Genomic DNA, 16,897 nt, shown 5'->3' with positions numbered 1-16,897 from the left:
TTTTAGCCGAGAACGGAACAAAAAATCTCATGAGTGACGATAAAAATACCCTTAATTTGCCGCAAACAGGCTTCCCGATGCGTGGAGATCTCGCCAAACGTGAACCTGAAATGCTTAAACGTTGGTATCAGCAAGATTTATACGGAATGATCCGTAAAGCTAAAAAAGGCAAAAAAATCTTCATCCTGCACGATGGTCCTCCCTATGCGAACGGTAATATTCATATTGGTCATGCGGTTAATAAAATTCTTAAGGATATTATTATTAAATCTAAGGGTTTGATGGGCTACGATGCACATTATGTCCCGGGTTGGGATTGTCATGGGCTGCCTATCGAACATAAAGTTGAACAGCTTATCGGCAAAGTAGGTGAAAAAGTCAGTGCTGCGCAGTTCCGCAGTGCTTGTCGGGAGTATGCTAGCGAGCAGATTGAGGGGCAGAAAAAAGACTTTATCCGCCTTGGCGTATTAGGTGATTGGGATAACCCTTATTTGACGATGGATTTTAAAACCGAAGCCAATATTATTCGTGCCTTGGGTCGGGTTATTGCTAATGGTCATTTACATAGAGGTGCCAAGCCGGTGCATTGGTGTACCGATTGTGGTTCCTCACTGGCGGAAGCGGAAGTTGAATACTATGACAAAACATCTACTGCTATTGATGTGTGTTTTAGGGTAATTGATGTGGCCGCGATCTGTGACAAATTCTCTGTTACTGCCGTAGATTATCCTGTTTCTGTGGTGATTTGGACAACCACACCTTGGACAATGCCCGCGAATCGGGCAATAGCATTGCACCGTGAATTTGTTTATCAACTGGTGCAGATCGACGGTGAATGCCTGATCCTTGCAGCCGATTTAGTTGCTAGCGTCATGAAACGTGCCGCTATCACAGAATGGCAAATCCTGGGGAGTTGTAACGGTACCGATTTGGAACTATTGCGCTGTCAGCATCCTTTTATGGCTTTTGATGTGCCTATCATTTTGGGTGATCATGTGACACTAGATGCGGGTACTGGCGCGGTGCATACTGCGCCGGGCCACGGGGCGGAGGATTTTGTTGCTGCACAAAAATACGCGTTAGAAATTGCCAATCCCGTGGGTGCTAACGGTTGTTATTTAAAGGCAACTCACCCGGCATTGGACGGTTTATTTGTATTAAAAGCGAACGATATTATCGTTAAAATCTTGAATGACGGTGGCACATTGCTACATGTTGAAGAACTCGTACACAGTTACCCCTGCTGCTGGCGTCACAAAACGCCGATTATTTTCCGTGCTACCCCGCAATGGTTTATTAGTATGGATCAACAAGGGCTGCGTCAACAGTCATTGCAAGCGATTAAAAACGTACATTGGATCCCAGATTGGGGGCAGGCGCGTATTGAAACGATGGTAGCGAAACGCCCTGACTGGTGCATTTCACGCCAACGAACCTGGGGTACACCAATGTCTCTGTTTGTCCATAAAGAGACGCAAGAGCTGCATCCACGTAGCCTTGAATTGATCGAGGAAGTGGCTAAACGAGTGGAACAACACGGTATTCAGGCTTGGTGGGATCTGGATGTGGCGGAAATTTTGGCCGAAGATGCGGCCGATTACGTTAAAGTCCCTGATACCCTCGATGTTTGGTTTGATTCAGGTTCGACACATGCTTCTGTTGTCGATGCCCGTCCCGAGTTTAACGGACATTCACCCGATATATACCTGGAAGGTTCTGATCAACACCGCGGTTGGTTTATGTCATCGTTAATGATTGCGACGGCGATCAAGGGCAAGGCACCTTACCGACAAGTGTTAACTCATGGCTTTACTGTTGATGGGCAAGGACGAAAAATGTCTAAATCCATCGGTAATACCATCAATCCACAAGACAAAATCAATCAACTGGGTGGCGACATTTTACGTTTGTGGGTTGCTTCCACAGATTACAGCGGTGAAATGGCGGTTTCCGACGAAATTCTAAAACGTTCTGCCGATTCATACCGCCGTATTCGCAATACCGCGCGGTTTTTGTTGGCTAATCTCACCGGTTTTGATCCACAGCAACATCAAATACAACCCGAAGCGATGACCGTTCTGGATCGTTGGGCGGTGGGGCGCGCTCAGGCGGCACAAACAGAGATCATTGCTGCTTATGAAAATTATGATTTTCATCTGGTGGTACAACGCTTAATGCAATTTTGCTCGGTTGAAATGGGATCTTTCTACCTGGATATCATTAAAGACCGTCAATACACGGCCAAAAGCGACAGTGTGGCACGTCGTAGTTGTCAAACGGCCTTGTTTCATATTGCCCAGGCGTTGGTACGTTGGATGGCACCAATTATGTCTTTCACTGCAGATGAAATTTGGCAATATCTACCAGGTGAACGTCAAGCTTACGTCTTTACACAAGAGTGGTATGATGCTTTGTTTACGCTGGGTGCACATGAAAACATGAACGACGCCTTTTGGGCAGAGTTGCTTAAAGTTCGCACGGAAGTGAACAAAGTACTTGAACAGGCTCGTAATGATAAGCAAATCGGAGGATCATTAGACGCGGCTGTTACCTTGTATGCTGAGCCATTACTGGCTGCTCGATTGGAGAGCCTAGAAAATGAATTACGTTTTATCTTGATCACTTCGGCGGTAGAGGTAAAAGAATACGTTGTTGTCGATGATCGAGCCAAGCAAAGTGAGCTGATTAGTGGTTTGAAAATCGCTTTTAATAAAGCGGAGGGTGAGAAATGTCCGCGTTGCTGGCATTATACGCGGGATATCGGTTTGGTAGCGGAACATGCAACATTATGTGGTCGCTGTGTCACTAATATTGCCGGTAACGGTGAAGAACGTAGATTTGCTTAATGAGTAAACAGCTTAGTTCGACTGGATTGCGCTGGCTATGGCTGGCGGCAGTAGTACTGGTATTAGATCTAACTAGTAAACAGTGGGTTATCGCGCATTTTTCATTGCATGAAAGCATGACATTGATCCCCTTGTTAAATATCACCTATGCACAAAATCCTGGAGCGGCTTTCAGCTTTTTGGCGGATAAAAATGGCTGGCAGCGTTGGTTGTTTGCTTTTATCGCCGTGGTTATCTCGCTGATACTGATGGTATTCATGTACCGTTCGAGCAGCAAGCAACACATGATAAATTGTGCTTATGCATTGATTATTGGCGGGGCACTGGGTAATTTATTTGATCGCATGGTACATGGTGTGGTCATTGATTTTATCGATTTTTACGTCAATGATTGGCACTGGCCAACGTTTAATCTGGCTGATACTTCGATTTGTATCGGCGCGATATTGGTGGTACTCGACGGGTTCCTGGAGCCTGTGCGAAATAGAGAAAACGGTGCTAAAAAAAGGTAACGGGTGATGTCAGTTCGGATACAGAAAAACAGCACAGTGTTGATACATTTCACATTGCAATTGGCGGATGGTTCAACGGCAGAGTCAACACGTGCTCAGGGTAAACCCGCACTGTTTCGTTTAGGCGATAACAGTTTATCCGCGGCATTAGAACAACAATTGCTAGGATTACAGGTTGGTGATAAGCGCAATTTTACTTTATCAGCGGAAACGGCTTTTGGCATGGCAAACCCCGATTTGATTCACTCTTTTTCGCCGTGTGATTTTGCTCAAACCGGTATCCCTGATACGGGTACTATCATGTTGTTTACCGCAATGGATGGTGGTGAAATGCCAGGTATCGTGCGCGCAGTAGCCGAGGGATCGATCACTGTTGATTTTAATCATCCGTTAGCAGGGCAAGCACTCAGTTTTGCTATTGACGTATTGGAAATTGATCCCAAACAGGAGACAAGCCATGCAAATATTACTGGCTAATCCACGTGGTTTCTGTGCGGGTGTCGATCGGGCAATCAGCATTGTTGAACGTGCTTTAGCGATGTTTGGTACGCCTATCTACGTGCGGCATGAAGTGGTACATAACCGCTATGTAGTTGATAGCTTGTTTCAGCGTGGCGCTGTTTTTATTGAAGATATTTCAGAGGTGCCCGATGGTGCTATTTTGGTCTTCTCCGCTCATGGTGTTTCCCAAGCGGTACGGGCAGAAGCCCAAGCCCGTCAATTACATCTGTTACTTGATGCTACCTGTCCATTAGTGACAAAAGTTCATATGGAAGTCGCACGAGCCAGCCGTAAGGGTAAAGAGGCTATTCTCATCGGTCACGCGGGGCATCCTGAAGTGGAAGGCACTATGGGTCAATACAATAATCCACAAGGCGGCATGTATTTAGTGGAGTCCGCAGAAGATGTTTGGCAACTGGTCGTCAAGGATGAAAATAATGTGTGTTTTATGACACAAACCACGCTATCGGTGGATGATACTTCAACGGTGATCGATGCCTTGCGGCAGCGTTTCCCACAGATTATTGGCCCGCGTAAAGACGATATTTGCTATGCCACCACCAACCGCCAGGAAGCAGTACGCAATTTAGCGGAGAAAACGGATTCTGTGCTCGTTGTTGGCTCTAAAAATTCTTCCAACTCCACTCGTCTTGCTGAGCTAGCACAACGTATGGGAAAACCAGCCTATTTGATCGATTCCGCGTCTGATATTCAAGCAGATTGGCTAACGAATATTCGCTGTATCGGCGTCACAGCGGGTGCCTCAGCACCTGATATTTTGGTACAACAGGTTATCAAACGCTTACAATCATTAGGTGCTCAAGAGTCTGTTGAGCTTATCGGTCGTGAAGAAAATATTGTTTTTGAAGTGCCCAAAGAACTGCGAGTGAGTGTTAAGCAGCTTGATTAATTATGCATTTAAACAGATATTTTGCACAGATTGCCCGACATCTGATTTACCTATTAACATGACTAGGATTTAACAACTAAAATGATACGCATTGCTGTAGCAGGTGCAGCGGGTCGCATAGGCAAACAACTTATTCAGGCTGTTGTACACAGCAAAGCACTGACGTTGGCTGTAGCATTGGTGCGTCAGGGGTCAGAACTCGTGGGGAACGATGCCGGTGAGCTAGCCGGTATTGATCGATTATATGTCATGGTCAGCGATGATTTGTACGCATCTGTTGATGATTTTGATGTTCTTATTGATTTCACTACACCACAGGCAACTTTAGTGAATCTGAAATTTTGTCGTCAACACAAAAAGGCCATGGTAATTGGTACCACGGGTTTTGATCAGCAAGGAAAAAGGATGATTGAAAAGGCAGCCAAAGATATTGCTGTCGTATGTGCTGCCAATTTCAGTGTTGGTGTGAATTTGATGTTACAACTATTAGAAAAAACAGCAAAAGTGATGGGGGCATACAGTGATATTGAGATTATCGAAGCACATCATCGTCACAAAGTGGATGCCCCCTCAGGAACGGCTCTGGCGATGGGCGAAGTCATTGCACAAACATTAGGCAGTGATTTACAAGATTGTGCGGTTTATTCTCGTAGTGGTCATGAACGTAAATCGGGTACCATCGGTTTCGCTTCTATCCGCGCGGGGGATATTATCGGTGAACATACAGCCCTGTTTGCCGATATCGGTGAGCAAATCGAAATCACCCATAAAACTACCCACCGGATGACATTTGCTAATGGCGCAGTTAAAGCTGCTATTTGGTTAAAAAACAATCACAAACTATGTGGTCTATTTAATATGCATGATGTGCTTGATAATAGGCCTCTTGCATAACCTGCTGCGGGCTGTGAATTCGCGACGGTTTTGCAAGAAGTCTCATGTTAGCGGACGTGAATGCTTACGAAGAAAGCGCTCGCGATAAGTGGACAAACCGATCGCCCACTATTAGAATGCGCCCAATTTGCCAAAAAATTAACGTTAACAACGATTTTATATTGATTTACATGTTCTTCAGATAAATTAATAGGCAAATAATCTGGTTTTTCATTACCTGGAGGATATTTTGATTAAGTCAGCGCTATTGGTTCTCGAAGACGGAACCCAATTTCACGGTCGATCGATAGGAGCAGTAGGGGCGGCAGTGGGGGAAGTGGTCTTTAATACATCAATGACTGGTTATCAAGAAATCCTTACTGATCCTTCCTATTCTCGCCAAATCGTCACTTTCACTTATCCCCATATCGGTAATACCGGCACCAATAGTGCCGATGAGGAATCTGCCACAATACAGGTTCAAGGCATGATTGTCCGTGATTTACCCTTGATCGCCAGCAGTTATCGTAATGAAGAAGATCTATCTCAATACCTCCAGCGTCATCATGTTGTTGCTATTGCGGATATCGATACGCGTAAGCTGACGCGTTTGCTCCGTGATAAAGGCACAAAAAATGGCTGTATTATTGTGGGTGATCCTTCCGATGCATTGCTCACCTTAGCATTGGAAAAAATAAAACAGTTTCCTGGTCTAAAAGGGATGGATTTGGCGCAAGAGGTGAGCACCAAAGCAAGCTATGTTTGGTTACAGGGGAGTTCGGTACAGAAGAGAAAACTGCCAGAGGCGCAAAAATTAACTGGCCTGCCCTTCCATGTGGTGGCTTATGACTATGGTGTTAAGCATAATATCCTACGCATGCTGGTTGATCGAGGCTGCCGTTTGACGGTGGTTCCAGCGCGGACGCCGGCGGAAAACGTACTACAATTAAATCCAGATGGCATTTTTTTATCCAATGGCCCAGGTGATCCCGAGCCTTGTGACTACGCGATCACTGCGATTAAACGTTTACTTGAAACTGATATTCCACTATTTGGTATCTGTTTAGGTCATCAACTATTGGCATTGGCAAGTGGTGCGAAAACCATAAAAATGAAATTCGGTCATCACGGTGCTAACCATCCGGTGCAGGATTTGCGCAGCAATTCGGTGATGATTACTGCTCAAAACCACGGTTTTACGGTAGATGAAGCAAGTTTACCGGCTAATTTACGCGCCACCCACCGTTCTTTATTTGATGCTTCTTTACAAGGGATCACGCGTACGGATAAGGCTGCGTTCAGTTTTCAAGGCCACCCTGAGGCCAGTCCTGGTCCACATGATGCGGCCCCCTTGTTTGATCACTTTATCGAGTTGATGAAAACCTATCAAACACAATCACAACATCATGACAGTCACTAATCAAGAGCACAGATCATGCCAAAACGTACAGATATAAAAAGCATCCTGATTTTAGGCGCAGGGCCTATTGTTATTGGTCAGGCCTGTGAATTCGATTATTCCGGCGCTCAGGCTTGTAAAGCACTACGGGAGGAAGGCTATCGGGTGATCCTGCTTAACTCCAATCCGGCAACCATTATGACTGATCCTGAAATGGCGGATGCCACCTATATTGAGCCAATCCATTGGGAAGTGGTACGTAAAATCATCGAAAAAGAGCGCCCAGATGCCGTGTTACCGACAATGGGCGGACAGACGGCTTTGAACTGTGCTTTAGAATTGGAACATAAAGGTGTTTTAGCTGAATTTGGTGTTACCATGATAGGTGCCACTGCGGCGGCTATTGATAAAGCAGAAGATCGCCGTTTGTTTGATATCGCGATGAAAAAAATCGGCCTGGAAACCGCACGTTCCGGTATTGCACATAATATGGAAGAAGCGTTAGCGGTGGCGGCTGAGGTCGGTTTCCCCTGCATTATTCGTCCTTCTTTCACTATGGGTGGTGCCGGTGGAGGGATAGCTTATAACCACGAAGAATTTGAAGAAATTTGCCAAAGTGGTCTGGATCTGTCACCCAGCAAAGAATTGCTGATCGATGAATCACTCATTGGCTGGAAAGAGTATGAAATGGAAGTGGTTCGCGATAAAAATGACAACTGTATCATTGTCTGCTCGATCGAAAATTTTGATGCGATGGGGATCCATACCGGTGATTCCATCACTGTTGCGCCGGCACAGACGTTGACCGATAAGGAATATCAAATCATGCGTAATGCTTCAATGGCAGTATTGCGTGAGATTGGCGTAGAAACCGGAGGATCTAACGTACAATTTGCGGTTAATCCTAAAAATGGCCGGCTGATAGTGATTGAAATGAATCCGCGTGTTTCACGTTCTTCCGCATTGGCATCAAAAGCGACCGGTTTCCCGATTGCAAAAATTGCCGCTAAACTCGCTGTGGGCTATACGCTGGATGAATTGATGAATGACATCACAGGTGGCGGTACGTCGGCAGATATTTTGCGCAAAGGTGGTGAGCAAACTGTCACTCAGAACCCGCAAAATACAGTAAGCTTTGCTTCTTTTCCTGCTTCTTTCGAGCCTGCCATCGATTATGTCGTCACTAAAATTCCACGTTTTAATTTTGAAAAATTCGCCGGGGCTAATGACCGTCTGACAACACAGATGAAATCCGTAGGCGAAGTGATGGCCATTGGACGTAATCAGCAAGAATCATTGCAAAAAGCTTTGCGTGGATTAGAAATCGGTGCAACAGGTTTTGATGCCAAGATTAGTTTGGATGATCCCCAGGCGCTGAGCAAAATCCGTCGTGAACTGAAAGAAGCCGGTGCTGAGCGCATCTGGTATATTGCTGATGCCTTCCGTGCAGGTATGTCGGTTGATGGTGTTTTCAATCTGACGAATGTTGATCGCTGGTTTTTGATACAAATTGAAGAGTTGGTGCGTTTAGAAGAAAGCGTCATTGAATGTGGTATCAACGGTCTCAATGCTGTATTTTTACGCCAACTGAAGCGTAAAGGTTTTGCTGATGCACGTTTAGCAAAATTAGTCGGTGTTTCTGAAAGTGAAGTACGTAAATTGCGCCACAAATTTGCTCTTCATCCGGTTTATAAACGGGTTGATACCTGTGCAGCGGAGTTTGCCACTGACACCGCTTATATGTACTCAACCTACGAGGAAGAATGCGAATCTAATCCCAGCCATAATCAACCGAAAATCATGATTCTGGGCGGTGGACCTAACCGTATTGGTCAGGGTATTGAATTCGATTATTGTTGTGTACATGCTTCCCTCGCATTGCGTGAAAGCGGTTATCAAACCATTATAGTGAACTGTAACCCGGAAACGGTTTCAACGGATTACGACATCTCCGATCGACTTTATTTCGATTCTGTCACCTTGGAAGATGTATTGGAAATCGTGCGGATCGAACAGCCACAGGGTGTTATTGTGCAATATGGCGGTCAAACACCACTGAAATTGGCGCGTGAGTTAGAGTCTGCCGGCGTGCCTATCATCGGCACGAATCCTGATGCAATTGATCGCGCAGAAGATCGAGCACGTTTCCAACAGGCAGTTAATCGCTTGGGTTTAAAACAACCGGCTAATGCCACCGTTACCACACTCGAGCAGGCGGTTGAAAAAGCCAATGTCTTGGAGTATCCACTGGTGGTACGCCCTTCCTATGTACTAGGGGGAAGAGCAATGGAAATCGTTTACGATAAACAGGATCTACGTCGTTATTTCCAAAATGCGGTGAATGTTTCTAACGATGCGCCAGTATTGCTCGATCGTTTTCTAGATGATGCAGTTGAAGTCGATATCGATGCCATTTGTGACGGTGAACGTGTGCTGATTGGCGGTATCATGGAACATATTGAACAGGCAGGTGTACACTCTGGTGATTCTGCCTGTTCATTACCGGCTTATACTCTGAGCCAGGAAATCCAGAATACTATGCGTCAGCAGGTAGAAAAACTCGCATTTGAGCTCTGTGTCAGAGGTTTGATGAATGTGCAATTTGCGGTAAAAAATCAAGAAGTTTACTTGATTGAAGTTAACCCGCGTGCTGCCCGTACCGTCCCTTTCGTTTCTAAAGCGACCGGTGTGCCCTTAGCAAAAATTGCCGCTAGAGTCATGGTCGGTCAATCATTGACGCAACAGGGTGTATTAGCTGAAGTGATCCCACCTTATTATTCGGTAAAAAAAGTTGTGTTGCCCTTTAATAAATTCCCGGGCGTTGATCCGATTTTAGGCCCCGAAATGCGCTCAACCGGCGAAGTGATGGGTGTGGGCAGAACCTTTTCTGAAGCCTTCTCTAAAGCGATGTTAGCGAGCCAATCCGGGATAAAAAAACGAGGACGTGTGTTGTTATCTGTACGGGCGGGTGATAAAGCGCGGGTGGTTGATCTGGCGGCCAAGCTACTAGCACAAGGTTTTGAGCTGGATGCAACACATGGTACGGCAATCGTGTTGGGAGAGGCTGGGATTAACCCGCGTTTAGTCAATAAAGTCTGTGAGGGACGTCCACATATTCAGGATAGAATTAAAAATGGAGAATATACTTATATTGTGAATACAACAGCGGGGCGTCAAGCGATTGAAGATTCTAAATTACTACGCCGTAGTGCTTTACAGTATAAGGTGCATTATGACACCACGCTAAACGGCGGTTTTGCGACCACAATGGCGCTCAATGCTGATCCGACCGAACGTGTTATTTCAGTGCAAGAAATGCATGACGAAATTAAATGAACACCGCGAATAAAATGATGATCAGTCTGATCGCTGCGTTGGCGAAGGATCGCGTAATTGGTATGACGAATGCGATGCCTTGGCATTTGCCGGCCGATCTCGCATGGTTTAAAGCGAATACGCTGGGTAAACCTGTCGTGATGGGACGTAAAACCTTCGAATCCATTGGGCGTCCTCTCCCTAAGCGTTTAAATATTATACTAAGCAGCCAGTCGGGCGGTGATCATCGAGTGACCTGGGTGACTTCAATTGAGCAGGCGTTAGCTGTAGCACAAAATACGACAGCGGGAGATGCGGTAGAGGTGATGATAGTGGGTGGCGGCAACATTTATACTCAATTTCTGCCGTACGCCGATCGACTTTATTTAACGCATATTGATGCCGAAGTGACAGGTGATACTTACTTTCCATATTATTCAGCCAATGAATGGCGTAGATCGTTTACAAAGTCTTGTAATGCGGATGAGACCAATGCTTATCGTTATTGTTTTGAGATCCTTGAACGGCGTGAAATTTTAAAATAGACCTCTTGCAGAACCGTAGTGAGTACTGCGAATTCAAGATTAAAAAATCGGAGTACCGAGGGATGCAGCTTCTTAAATCACTGTCTCAATCAAAGGTTTCATTTTTGCTCGCGATATACATTGGTATTCTGTTGAATAGTATGGTTTTTTATCGGCGATTTAATCCGTTAGAGCTTGGTCTTGGGTGGATTAGCCTTTTTTCAGTTTTGACTGAAATGGTCGCCATTACCTCATTGACTTTTTTTCTGATGCGCTTGGCTTCACTGGGTGGGCGACTATTTTTCCGGGTATTTGCGACTCTGTTGGCGATAATGTCTGTTGCTGCTAGTTATTATATGACTTTTTTTAACGTAGTGATCGGATACGGTGTGGTTGCATCGGTTATGACCCTCGATCGGACGCTTGCCCAGGAGATGATCAGCAACCATTTTATTATCTGGATGTTGTTGGTTAGCACTTTGCCCTTGTTACTTATCTGGTACCCTCCGCTAAAATTTACTCTACTTGAGAAGATTAAAACACCGGGTCAGCGTTTAAGATCTTTATTGCTACTGGTTGTGACGAGTCTATTGGTTTGGCTGCCGCTGAAATTCATGGGTTACGTACATAAAGAATACGCGAAGAAGCATAACATCGAGGTACCCAGCTACGGGGGTGTTGTGGCGCATTCCTATCTGCCTGCTAACTGGCTAACGCCTCTTGCTTTGTTTACTTATACGCAAATTCATCAAATCCAGAACCAAACTTCTCTGCTAAATCCAACGGATCAATATCAATATGTGGCACCAGCAGATATCGATGATATTTATGTGGTGTTTATCATTGGTGAAACCACACGCTGGGATCATATGGGTGTATTGGGTTACTCTCGCGATACCACGCCGTTTCTTTCTCGAGAAAAGAATTTAGTAGCATTTAAAGGGCAATCCTGTGATACCGCGACCTGGCTGTCACTTCGCTGTATGTTTGTACGTGAAGGGGGAACGGCAGACGATCCACAACGTACCTTAAAAGAACAAAATGTCTTTGCTGTGTTGAGATCATTGGGTTTTACCTCTGAAGCATTCTCGATACAAAGCGATCTCTGGTTTTACAGTTTGCTGAATGCTAATAGTTATTCGTTCCGTGAGTTACTTGCTGCTGAAAAACGTGATGACAATCAACCGATGCGAGATATGATGCTGGTGAATGAATTATGGAAGTCTCTAACGCATTATCCAAAGGGTAAGCACCTGGTGGTATTGCATACTATCGGTTCACATTATAATTATTCTCAGCGTTATCCACGTAGTTTCGCTTATTACCAGCCGGAATGTATGGGCACCGATGCTTTTTGTAGTAAAGCTGAACTGATTAATGCTTACGATAATACGGTGCGCTATGTTGATGCCTTTATCAAAGCAGTTATTGATCAGGTACGGAATAAGAAAGCGATCGTGTTTTATGCCGCGGATCATGGCGAGTCAATTGATGAAAATGCCTTTTTTCACAGTACGCCTCGTGAGGTTGCACCCGCGGAACAGTTTCGAGTACCTATACTTGTTTGGGCTTCTGATCAGTATTTACAGGAGCCACAACATAGAGCACATTTTGATCGACTGCGAGATCAACAGCGCCTTGATGCGAGGAAAAAACAGACTCAATTGTTTGATAGTATTTTGGGTTGCTTGGGCTACAGTTCGCCGGATGGAGGGATCGTGGAAAAAAACAACTGGTGTCACCTGTCGCCAAAATAATTAAGACTCTTGGGATCTGTTTGAAATCGTCATGAGCTCCGTTCAGACGAGGAAAAACCAGGATTGTTACGGTAGATCGAATTTTCTTATTCACAACGCTGTATTCCATAGAACGAAACTGATAGAATCGCGTTCCACTGCAAGGTAGCAAGTGTTGTCCGTACATAAAGGCGCTTGTTTGCACAAATTCATTGACAAACAAAGGCTAAGAGAGTAGGTTTCTGGCCTTTGAGTTGTCTTCGGTAGAATATATTTGGGAGTCATGCCTTGGCTAATATCAAATCAGCTAAGAAACGCGCTAAACAATCTGAAAAGCGCCGTCAGCATAATGCTAGTCGTCGTTCGATGGTCCGTACCTTTATCAAGAAGGTTTATGCCGCCGTTGCCAAGGGCAATAAAGCTGCCGCGCAAGAAGCGTTTAAAGAGATGCAACCTATAGTGGATCGTCATGCCTGCAAAGGTCTTATCCACAAAAATAAAGCAGCACGTCATAAGTCAAACTTATCAAAGCAAATCAAGAAAATGCTTTGATAAGCGCTGTTCAGAAGAAAAAAATCAGGTGTAATAGATCCTTGAAGAAAGGCCGATCTCTGATCGGCTTTTTTGTTCCTACTAAATAGTTTATCTATTAGCATGATAAGCTTGTAGGACCGTAACGTATCCCCTTGTAAGCTATTCACAAAATGATTTTTTCCAATTTAGCCATGACAGTGGCGGCTGAGAGAGTAGACATCTTCTTTTGCTCGGAGAGCACCGCATTTTGATTTTTCCCATAGCCACCAATCAAACCAGGATCTGTTGGACCAAACAACGTGATGTTGGGACGATCCAAGGCCGCAGTCAGATGACTTAGCCCGGTGTCAACGGAAACCACGGCTTTGGCTCCAACCAGAATTTCAGCGATTTGTTGCAACTGAAGCTCAGGCAATACTTCCACATGAGGGAAAGAAGCGGCTAAACGTATAGCACGCTGATATTCGTGTTCTGCTCCCCAAGGCAATTTAATTTTTAAACCCGTCGGTTGTACCAATTCAATCAGTCGAGACCAGTGCGTCTCCGGCCAATGTTTATTGGCTCTCGTTGTTGCATGTAAAAATACTAAATATTGCCCTGCATCAGCGGACAACGTATGTAAAAAACGCTGAGCAATCGCATAATTACCGTCGCTTTGAGGTTTATCGTAATGAAGGCTTTGGGCAAATAACTGACGGATACGTTCTACTGCATGTTGTTGTCTATCAATATGATGGCAATAATGATAAAACCAGCTCGCTAAAGGCTCTCGTGCACTTCTATAATCGAGACCATGTTTTATTCCCCTGGCTAGGCGAGTAATTAACGCGGCACTCTTCATCAGACCCTGTGCATCAATCACAAGGTCATAATGACGTTGTTGTATTTGCTGCTTAAAAGCATCACGTTCTTGACGGGTATTACTGCTAAACCAGCTTTTACGCCAGCGGCGGATGGCTACCGGTATCACGTGATCAACCGCTGGATGCCAACTGGGAATTTGACGAAAATTTTCTTCCACTACCCAATCGATACGCAGCGTGGGGATAACGGTCAGCGCATCGGTCAGCGCTGGCAAGCTGTGCAGCACATCGCCCATTGACGAAGTCTTAACCAGGAGAATGTGCATCAATAAGCCTTTTTTGCTGGAAATTCAGATGATAATTGCTGGTTAAGGACTGTCATAACCTGTTCGGGTGTGATATCAATCAGACTCTGATCATAGCCTTGAGCAGCAGGGCCTTTACGTATTTTGTGGTAGCCAGTCGTTAAACGGATCACCTTGGCTTTTTTCGACAATGGCGGAGTAAAATCTGGACTGGTTGGTCCGTATAAAGCAACGAGGGGTTTGTCCAAGGCGGCAGCGATATGCATTAATCCTGAATCATTACTCACCAGAGCGCAACAGGCGGCGATCAGTACCACCGCTTGTTCAAGTGAAGTCTGACCTGCCAGGTTCAAACAGTTATGGTGATTATTTTTGTTGATGGCCAAACGGATCTGTTCACCAATTGGATGATCTTTTGCTGAGCCAAATAAAGCAACCTGGTAACCATTATCAATGAGTTGTTGGGCTAATGTAGAATAATGGTAGTGGGGCCAGCGTTTGGCTGGGCCAAATTCAGCACCAGGACAGAAGCCGATAATAGGGCGCTGATCAGTAAGGTCAAATAGGGTGGTTATTTCTAAGATTTCTTCATCCCGAACTTGCAATTGCGGCCAGAGCAACGGCTGTAGCAAATCGGCGGCTGAACGTACATTTTGCTTATCATAAGCCAGCGCGATATAGCGTTGTATCATCATTGGGAAAGCCAATTTATCCAACACACGAATATCATTGAGTAAGCCATAACGCATCTCACCACGCCAACCGATACGTTGTGGAATATTGGCAAAAAAAGGCACTAACGCTGATTTGAATGAGTTAGGCAATATGTAGGCACGCTCATATTGGGTTTCACGTAGAGATATACCCAAACGGCGGCGTTCACTAATCGCTAAAACACCGTGGCCCAGTGGCATCGGTAACGCTTGATTCACTTCCGGCATTCTCGCTAATAATGGACGGCACCACTGAGGCGCCATTACATCGATCCTTGCTGTCGGGTGTTTTACTTTGAGCGTGCGGTACATGCCTTGCGACATCATCATATCGCCAACCCATGAAGGAGCGATGACCAGTATTTTCATGCCATTTATCTCCTTCCTTACTGTGATCATGGGTGCTACACATTCACTTTGTATCCTTAATCATTAAGGATATTGAGCCAGGTTAAATATTCTTTCACGCCTTCAGAGACGTTTTTAAAAGGTTCCCCATAACCGGCGGCACGTAGTTTACCCAGGTTAGCTTGCGTAAAGCTTTGATAGCGCTTTTTTAGTTGTTGAGGAAATTCAATGTATGACACTGGTGCACTCTGATGGTACTCCACCACCGAGTCAGCTACCGTTTGGAATGATTCCGCATGACCCGTACCACAGTTATAAATCCCAGAAATACCGTTCTTCCAGAACCAGAGGTTCACTGCAGTGACATCATCCACGTAGATAAAATCACGTTTAAAATTTTCACTACCGAAGAATAATTTAGGACTCTCACCCGCATTGACTTGATTATTCAGGTGAAAAGCAACACTCGCCATACTATTTTTGTGGCTTTCACGTGGACCATAAACATTAAAGTAACGAAAACCACAGATCTGTGAAACCGCCTCAGGTAAAATGCCTCGTACATATTGATCAAAGAGGAATTTAGAATAACCATATACATTAAGAGGTTTTTCATATTGACACTCTTCGATAAAATTATCTGTGCGATTACCATAGACAGCAGCGGAAGAGGCGTATAAAAAAGAAATATCGTTATCGAGGCAAAAATGCAAGATATCTTTGGAATACTGATAATTATTATCCATTATATACTTGCCATTCCACTCAGTGGTTGAAGAGCAAGCTCCCAAATGGAAAACAGCATCAATGTCGCCCATGTCGTCTCCAGCAACAATGCCAGCGATAAAGTCTTCCTTGTCCATATAATCGGCAATATCGAGATCGACCAAATTAATAAACTTGGTGCCATCTTTTAGATTATCGACCACTAAAATATCTTTATACCCTTCCTTATTCAGCCCATTAATGATATTGCTGCCAATGAAACCGGCGCCTCCAGTGACGATAATCATTGTATTCACTCCTGCTAATTCTTTCGGTTAGGCACCATGTTACACGATCTAATACAGTTAATCCTTTTCAACATAGAGCTAACTGTTTTCAGTTTCTTTAACCTCGAGTAGCGGCACGATCAACATATCGACCGGCAAGGAGTTGATCAGCTCACGAGCGGAAGATACAAACTTACTCCAGACGTCTTGATGGTGACCACACAAGACTAAATCTATACGGCATTCTTCAATAATCTTAACCAAAGCCGACACCAAACTACCACTGGCGTTTCGTGTTTGTTCGATAGGATAACCTGCCTCGTCCGCTAATTGCTTTAATGCATCATCAGTTTTTTCAGAAATAGACTCTTGCATATCACCAATATGTACGTCCATTAGGCTGGAGGAAAGCGCTGTATAGTTAACATTTACGTGGACAAGAGAAATTTTTGCATCATAGGGTCTGGCGATAGAAACGGCTTTCTCCACTAACATTTTACTCTCGGAAGAAAGGTCAACCGCAATCAAAATATGTTTATAAGCCATATATCTATTCCTTCCATAAAATTAAGTGAACATCGCTCAT

At 44.7% G+C, this 16,897-nt stretch carries 14 protein-coding genes; 10 read left to right on the top strand and 4 right to left on the bottom strand.

Annotation, left to right across the window (positions count from 1 at the left end; all coding sequences use genetic code 11):
- Positions 1-29: 29 nt before the first annotated feature.
- From ileS to rpsT, 10 genes are all read left to right on the top strand, one after another.
- Positions 30-2,846, top strand: coding sequence for an isoleucine--tRNA ligase (ileS, locus tag AAHH42_RS07365; RefSeq protein WP_342221972.1), 2,817 nt, complete (start codon positions 30-32; stop codon positions 2,844-2,846).
- A complete protein-coding gene (gene lspA / locus AAHH42_RS07360; RefSeq protein ID WP_072549747.1) occupies positions 2,846-3,358 on the top strand; it encodes a signal peptidase II in 513 nt (170 codons plus the stop codon). The genes ileS and lspA overlap by 1 nt, the downstream gene beginning before the upstream one ends.
- Before the next feature lie 6 nt (positions 3,359-3,364).
- Positions 3,365-3,835 carry an FKBP-type peptidyl-prolyl cis-trans isomerase gene (fkpB, locus tag AAHH42_RS07355; RefSeq protein ID WP_072549746.1) on the top strand — a complete coding sequence of 157 codons (471 nt, stop codon included), beginning with the start codon at positions 3,365-3,367 and terminating at the stop codon, positions 3,833-3,835.
- Positions 3,816-4,769, top strand: a complete 954-nt coding sequence (gene ispH / locus AAHH42_RS07350) for a 4-hydroxy-3-methylbut-2-enyl diphosphate reductase (protein ID WP_072549745.1) — start codon at positions 3,816-3,818, stop codon at positions 4,767-4,769. The genes fkpB and ispH overlap by 20 nt, the downstream gene beginning before the upstream one ends.
- Positions 4,770-4,850: 81 nt before the next feature.
- Positions 4,851-5,663 (top strand): 4-hydroxy-tetrahydrodipicolinate reductase, encoded by an 813-nt coding sequence (gene dapB, locus AAHH42_RS07345; RefSeq protein ID WP_072549744.1) that lies wholly within the window; start codon positions 4,851-4,853, stop codon positions 5,661-5,663.
- 229 nt (positions 5,664-5,892) lie between these two features.
- Positions 5,893-7,062 (top strand): glutamine-hydrolyzing carbamoyl-phosphate synthase small subunit, encoded by a 1,170-nt coding sequence (carA, locus tag AAHH42_RS07340; protein WP_072549743.1) that lies wholly within the window; start codon positions 5,893-5,895, stop codon positions 7,060-7,062.
- A gap of 15 nt (positions 7,063-7,077) precedes the next feature.
- The gene (gene carB / locus AAHH42_RS07335; RefSeq protein ID WP_342221971.1) at positions 7,078-10,377 is read left to right on the top strand and encodes a carbamoyl-phosphate synthase large subunit; all 3,300 of its coding nucleotides are present in this window, start codon (positions 7,078-7,080) and stop codon (positions 10,375-10,377) included.
- Positions 10,378-10,391: 14 nt separating this feature from the next.
- Positions 10,392-10,901, top strand: coding sequence for a type 3 dihydrofolate reductase (folA, locus tag AAHH42_RS07330; protein WP_072549783.1), 510 nt, complete (start codon positions 10,392-10,394; stop codon positions 10,899-10,901).
- A 62-nt stretch (positions 10,902-10,963) separates the two neighbouring features.
- Positions 10,964-12,637, top strand: a complete 1,674-nt coding sequence (gene eptB / locus AAHH42_RS07325) for a kdo(2)-lipid A phosphoethanolamine 7''-transferase (RefSeq protein ID WP_072549741.1) — start codon at positions 10,964-10,966, stop codon at positions 12,635-12,637.
- A gap of 267 nt (positions 12,638-12,904) precedes the next feature.
- Positions 12,905-13,168: a 30S ribosomal protein S20 gene (gene rpsT / locus AAHH42_RS07320; RefSeq protein WP_072549740.1), complete on the top strand. Its 264-nt coding sequence runs from the start codon at positions 12,905-12,907 to the stop codon at positions 13,166-13,168.
- Positions 13,169-13,313: 145 nt separating this feature from the next.
- Here rpsT and rfaC read toward each other — a convergent pair whose 3' ends face one another.
- The 4 genes from rfaC to uspA form a co-directional block, all read right to left on the bottom strand.
- Positions 13,314-14,279, bottom strand: coding sequence for a lipopolysaccharide heptosyltransferase RfaC (gene rfaC / locus AAHH42_RS07315; protein ID WP_072549739.1), 966 nt, complete (start codon positions 14,277-14,279; stop codon positions 13,314-13,316).
- Positions 14,279-15,340 carry an ADP-heptose--LPS heptosyltransferase RfaF gene (gene rfaF, locus AAHH42_RS07310; RefSeq protein WP_072549738.1) on the bottom strand — a complete coding sequence of 354 codons (1,062 nt, stop codon included), beginning with the start codon at positions 15,338-15,340 and terminating at the stop codon, positions 14,279-14,281. The genes rfaC and rfaF overlap by 1 nt, the downstream gene beginning before the upstream one ends.
- A 56-nt stretch (positions 15,341-15,396) precedes the next feature.
- Positions 15,397-16,332 (bottom strand): ADP-glyceromanno-heptose 6-epimerase, encoded by a 936-nt coding sequence (gene rfaD / locus AAHH42_RS07305; RefSeq protein WP_072549737.1) that lies wholly within the window; start codon positions 16,330-16,332, stop codon positions 15,397-15,399.
- A gap of 78 nt (positions 16,333-16,410) precedes the next feature.
- Entirely contained in the window at positions 16,411-16,857 is a 447-nt protein-coding gene (gene uspA / locus AAHH42_RS07300; protein ID WP_072549736.1) for a universal stress protein UspA, read from the bottom strand.
- Positions 16,858-16,897: the final 40 nt, after the last annotated feature.

This window comes from Candidatus Fukatsuia endosymbiont of Tuberolachnus salignus (assembly GCF_964030845.1).
GTDB classification, from domain to species: domain Bacteria; phylum Pseudomonadota; class Gammaproteobacteria; order Enterobacterales; family Enterobacteriaceae; genus Fukatsuia; species Fukatsuia symbiotica.
This window is presented reverse-complemented; position numbering and strand designations above follow the sequence as displayed.